The sequence below is a fragment of the Acidithiobacillus sulfurivorans genome (assembly GCF_018853815.1).
Lineage (GTDB): Bacteria > Pseudomonadota > Gammaproteobacteria > Acidithiobacillales > Acidithiobacillaceae > Acidithiobacillus > Acidithiobacillus sulfurivorans.
The window spans coordinates 1-1220 of the sequence record NZ_JAAOMP010000056.1 but is presented as its reverse complement, the minus strand read 5'-3'; the positions used below and the strand labels follow the sequence as shown (position 1 = coordinate 1220).

The 1220-nt window shown below is 56.1% G+C and carries 1 protein-coding gene; it reads left to right on the top strand.

The genetic code is table 11. The annotated features are described in order from the left end of the window. A partial coding sequence (locus HAP95_RS05335; RefSeq protein WP_215883280.1) for a heterodisulfide reductase-related iron-sulfur binding cluster occupies positions 1-1220 on the top strand: 1220 nt, incomplete at both ends.

Here is a 1220-nt window from a genome sequence, read left to right as displayed (position 1 = left end):
ATGAGCGACAACAGCACGCAGCAAGGATTAGCGGGGCACGGAGCTTTTTTCCAGGACACGAACTTATCGGCCAACGAAGCAGAAGCGGCCACGGCATGGGTACGCAGTCACGTCGACCGTCGCACCATGGACCTGGGCGAGCGTATGGACGACATTCGCGACCACATGTGGGAACTGGAAAAAGAAGGTGAAATCATTGTTCACCGCATCACCGATGACCACAAGCCCATTGAAGTAGACACCCTTTATGGTTGGAAAAAGCGGGTACCCACCAACCAGCTCTGGCATCACAAGAGCTGTGGCCAGTGTGGCAACATCCCCGGCTATCCCACCAGTCTGCTCTGGTTCATGAACAATTTGGGCACGGATTATCTGGACGAAACCGACCAGACCTCCTGTACCGCCTGGAACTATCACGGCTCCGGCATCGGCAACGTCGAATCCCTCGCCGCCGTCTTCCTGCGCAACTTCCATCAGGCCTATGTCTCCGGCAAGCAGCACGGCTATGAAAACGGCCACTTCTTCCCGCTGGTCCACTGCGGCACCTCCTTCGGCAACTACAAGGAAATTCGCAAGTATTTGATTGAATCTGCCGAACTGCGCGAAAAGGTCAAGAAGATTCTCGGCAAGCTCGGTCGTCTGGTCGATGGCAAAATTGTCATCCCCGAAGAAGTCGTGCACTACAGTGAATGGCTGCACGTCATGCGCAATCGTATTGCCAGTGAAATGCAGACCATCGACATGAGCAATATCCGGGTCACCATGCATGCGGCCTGTCACTACTACAAGATGGTGGCAGAAGACGCGATTTACGACACCAGCATTCTCGGTGGCAACCGCACGGCAGTCGGCACCTCGGTCGCCCAGGCGCTGGGTGCGCAGGTCATCGACTACTCCACCTGGTATGACTGCTGTGGCTTTGGCTTCCGGCACATCATTTCCGAGCGCGAATTCACCCGCAGCTTCACCATGAACCGCAAGATCAAGGTCGCCCGGGAAGAAGCCAACGCCGACGTCATGATTGGCATCGACACCGGCTGTATCACCACCATGGACAAGAACCAGTGGATCGGTAAGGCCCATGACATGAACTACAGCATCCCGATCATTGCGGACGTGCAGCTGGCCGCCCTGGCCTGTGGGGCCGATCCCTTCAAGATCGTCCAGCTCCAGTGGCATGCTTCACCCTGTGAAGATCTGGTGGAAAAAATGGGCATCAG